This is a genomic window from Parashewanella curva (assembly GCF_003675895.1).
GTDB classification, from domain to species: domain Bacteria; phylum Pseudomonadota; class Gammaproteobacteria; order Enterobacterales; family Shewanellaceae; genus Parashewanella; species Parashewanella curva.
Genome location: NZ_ML014903.1, coordinates 1 through 3,966 on the forward strand (window position 1 = coordinate 1; position 3,966 = coordinate 3,966).

A 3,966-nucleotide genomic window follows, 5' to 3' on the forward strand; every position below is an offset into this window, starting at 1 on the left:
CGTTTTGCCATTTGCTTCCTTCAGATTTCACCTCACGATGAACACCCTTGCATAGGCTAACGGTTCCCGCTCGACTGAGCCCGTAGAGGACTTTCACCTCCTAGAACAACGCCATGCTCGGCGCACCAAACAAAAACACCTGCCGTAGCAGGTGTTAAGTTCGTTTGCTGACGTATCACATTACGCCGCCATACAGGCCTTAATTTTTTTCATCGCGCTTTTCTCAAGCTGACGAATACGTTCGGCTGAGACATTATATTCAGCAGCAAGATCATGTAAGGTGGCTTTGTCTTCATCTAACCAGCGGGCTTGTAAGATGTGCTGGCTGCGCTCATCAAGAGTTTTGATGGCTGACAGTAATCTTGCCTGTGCTTGTGATTCCCAGTTGTCTTGCTCAATGGTTTGAGCGTGATCAGAACTGTTATCTTCCAAATATTGTACAGGTGCGAAATCAGTTGAGTCATCGTCATTATCAGACGCTAAATCAAACGCTGGATCTTGAGCCGCCATACGTGACTCCATTTCCATTACGTCTTTTTTCGATACTCCAAGATTGTCGGCAACCATAGATACTTCGTCATCACTAAACCAGCCTAAACGCTTTTTGGCTTTACGAAGATTAAAGAAAAGTTTGCGCTGTGCTTTAGTGGTCGCAACCTTGACAATACGCCAGTTTTTCAATACGTACTCATGAATTTCGGCTTTGATCCAATGTACTGCAAACGATACTAAACGCACACCAACAGTAGGGTCGAAGCGTTTCACTGCTTTCATCAAACCAATGTTGCCTTCTTGGATCAAATCCGCTTGTGGTAAACCATAACCGGAATAGCCTTTAGCCACATGCACCACAAAGCGTAGGTGTGACATAATGAGCTTTTTAGCGGCTTGTAAATCACCCGTTTCTTGCAAACGCTTGGCAAGCTCATATTCCGTCTCGGCATCCAGCATCGAAATGCCGTGTACTGATTGAACATAAGACTCTAGGCTACTGCTCCCTTGAGGGACCATCATTAACGCCATAGAAGGTTTGTCTTGGGTCATTTAAGTAAGCTCCTAAATGAAATTTAAAATTGAAACAATAAAAAACTCGAATTGAACAATATTCATTATTTGACAGAATATGTCAACCTTCAAGTTAATTCTTATTAAGAATTCAGCAGAGTATAAGACTATCTGTATCCATCAAAGTTCATTCAGCCTATCGAGGCTCAATCGCCTTTAAGTGCTGCCTCACAGACAAATATGCTCCTAGCCACCCCAAAAAGGCGGCAAATAACACCAGCAATCCACATTCATCCAGTGATAGCATGGATAACGACATGGGTGAATCATACAACTGCAATAGACCAACTAATGCACCATCAAGATACCACACTAAACTTTGCACTAAAATGACAGCAATCCCTCCCGCTATGATCCCCAGCCAAATACCTGAGTATACAAACGGCCGCTGAATAAACGCATCCGTTGCTCCCACCAGTTTCATCACTTCGATTTCTCGCTGACGATTCATAATGGATAAACGAATGGTGTTGCCAATCACTAAGGTCACCGCCAATATAAGCAGCAAAGCCACGGCGAACACAGTTCGTTGAATGATAGAGACTATCGCTTGTAATTTCTGCAGCCACTCTATATCCAAACGACCCAAACTAATTTGTGGCTCTTGCTCCAGTCGTTTGAGTAAAGCTTTCGCTTTTACAGGACTAGAAGCCTGATTAGTCGGGGTCACGCTAATCACTGCAGGAAGCGGGTTTTCATCCAAATAGGCCAACGCATCACCAAAGCCCGATAACGCTTGAAACTCATCTAAGGCTTGTTTGCGGCTGATGTATAGCACTTCACTTACATCTGGATCGGACTTTATTCGAGTGAGTAAAGACTGAATGCTGGCTTCGCTTCGAGGAGAATCAATAAATAATGAAATTTGAGCAGCGTTATCCCATGAGTTGGTGATCACTGCGGCGTTTTTAACGAGCACCTGCAGCGCGGCAGGCAAACTTAAACTGACTCCAAGCACTATCATAGTCATCAACGACGAGACTGGCGTGCGCCAAATTTCACCAATGCTGGCGAGAGCTTGCTGAATATGACGAATAAAAAACATCACAATTCGCCCTGACAACGGCAAGTTACTGTGTTGCAAGGCATTAAGAGTAGAGGTAGATTTAGTCATGCTCCCCTCCTAACATTCGCCCTTGTTTCAACGTCAGGGTTCGGTATTTCATTCGCGCAATCAGCCCCAAATCATGGGTAGCGATTAATACACTAGTACCAACATCATTGAGAATTTCAAACAGCTTGAGAATGTCCATCGATAACTTAGGATCTAGGTTACCTGTTGGCTCATCAGCCAGAAGCAGTGAAGGCTTATTGACAACGGCACGAGCGATCCCTACGCGTTGGCGCTCGCCACCTGACAACATGATAGGAAGATGTTTTTCTTTACCAAACAAGCCCACCATATCAAGAGCACCAGCAACTCGCTTTTTAATGTCGCCCATTGAGTACCCTTCAATGATCAACGGCAGTGCGACATTGTCAAATACGCTTTTATCCATGAGTAAATGATGATCTTGGAAGATCATACCGATATTTCGACGAAAATAAGGGACTTGTTTACGCTTGAGTTTGGCAACATCATAGTCATTAACGATGACTCGACCTGCACTGGCTCGCTCAATTACGGTGATGAGTTTAAGCAAGGTGCTTTTACCCGCTCCTGAATGTCCGGTTAAAAAGGCCATTTCGCCAGAGCCTAAGGCAAAATCCACCTGAGTAAGGGCTTTTTGACCGCTGGGATAAACTTTACTTACCTGCTCAAACTCAATCATAGTCTTCCGTTTTATTCTTGGTTCTGCTTGTTTTCTTCCTGACTAAACAGCGCATCAATAAAGTCTTTAGCATCAAAAGCACGCAGATCATCAATTTGTTCACCAACACCAATATGACGAATTGGGATTGAGAACTTATCGGCAATCGCAAAAATTACCCCGCCTTTAGCTGTTCCATCAAGTTTAGTTAAAGTGATGCCCGTTACGCCTACGGCATCTTGGAACAATTGTGCCTGACTGATGGCGTTTTGCCCAGTGCTGGCATCGAGAGTCAGCATCACTTCGTGTGGCGCATTCACATCTTGCTTTTTCATTACACGCACGACTTTTTTCAACTCTTCCATCAAGTGTGATTTATTCTGCAAGCGGCCTGCGGTATCAGCAATCAATACGTCAGCACCACGGGCTTTCGCCGCTTGCAGTGCATCGAATAATACTGATGCACTATCAGCACCTGTGTGTTGGGCAATCACAGGAATATCGTTGCGCTGCCCCCAAACTTGTAGCTGCTCAACCGCGGCTGCACGGAAGGTATCGCCTGCCGCCAACATCACCGATTTACCTTGGCTTTGGTACTGTTTCGCCAGCTTACCAATCGTTGTGGTTTTACCGACACCGTTCACACCCACCATTAAGATCACAAACGGCCCTTCTTGACCTTCTGGTACTTCAGGCACGAGTGGCTGTGAAACTGGCTCAATCGTTTGCTGCATTTCATGTCGCAACAGTTCATATAAAGCTTCGCCATCTTTAAGCTGTTTGCGAGAAGCCTGTTGCGTCAAGCTATCAATTAATCGAGTCGTGGTTTCGACGCCAACATCGGCAATCAACAACTGTTCTTCTAATTCTTCGAACAGCTCATCATCAATTTTTTTGCCTTTGAACAGGCCAATAAAGCCACTACCAATGTTTTCACTGGTACGTTGCAAGCCCCGTTTTAGACGTGCAAAAAAACCTTCCTTTTTCGGCTTTTCTTGTGGTTCAGGCTGAGCTTCGGCTGTTGGCTCTGGCTCTGGCTCTGGCTCTGGCTCTGGCTCTGGCTCTGGCTCTGGCTCTGGCTCTGGCTCTGGCTCTGGCTCTGGCTCTGGCTCTGGCTCTGGCTCTGGCTCTGGCTCTGGCTCTGGCTCTG

The 3,966-nt window shown here is 45.6% G+C and carries 4 protein-coding genes; all 4 read right to left on the minus strand.

The window, feature by feature from the left end; all coding sequences use genetic code 11:
- Positions 1 to 180: 180 nt before the first annotated feature.
- Complete coding sequence (gene rpoH / locus D5018_RS20920) at positions 181 to 1,044, minus strand: RNA polymerase sigma factor RpoH (protein WP_121840912.1); 864 nt, start codon at positions 1,042 to 1,044, stop codon at positions 181 to 183.
- Positions 1,045 to 1,201: 157 nt separating this feature from the next.
- Positions 1,202 to 2,179 carry a permease-like cell division protein FtsX gene (gene ftsX / locus D5018_RS20925; protein ID WP_121840913.1) on the minus strand — a complete coding sequence of 326 codons (978 nt, stop codon included), beginning with the start codon at positions 2,177 to 2,179 and terminating at the stop codon, positions 1,202 to 1,204.
- Entirely contained in the window at positions 2,172 to 2,837 is a 666-nt protein-coding gene (gene ftsE / locus D5018_RS20930; RefSeq protein WP_121840914.1) for a cell division ATP-binding protein FtsE, read from the minus strand. Before ftsE ends, ftsX begins: the two co-directional genes overlap by 8 nt.
- 11 nt (positions 2,838 to 2,848) lie before the next feature.
- The coding region (gene ftsY, locus D5018_RS20935) for a signal recognition particle-docking protein FtsY (protein ID WP_133309369.1) at positions 2,849 to 3,966 on the minus strand (1,118 nt) is incomplete at its 5' end.

Bases quoted from the DNA above. Each gene is read 5' to 3' on its own strand.
- rpoH (WP_121840912.1), bottom strand. From the start codon at position 1,044: ATGACCCAAGACAAACCTTCTATGGCGTTAATGATGGTCCCTCAAGGG.
- ftsX (WP_121840913.1), bottom strand. From the start codon at position 2,179: ATGACTAAATCTACCTCTACTCTTAATGCCTTGCAACACAGTAACTTG.
- ftsE (WP_121840914.1), bottom strand. From the start codon at position 2,837: ATGATTGAGTTTGAGCAGGTAAGTAAAGTTTATCCCAGCGGTCAAAAA.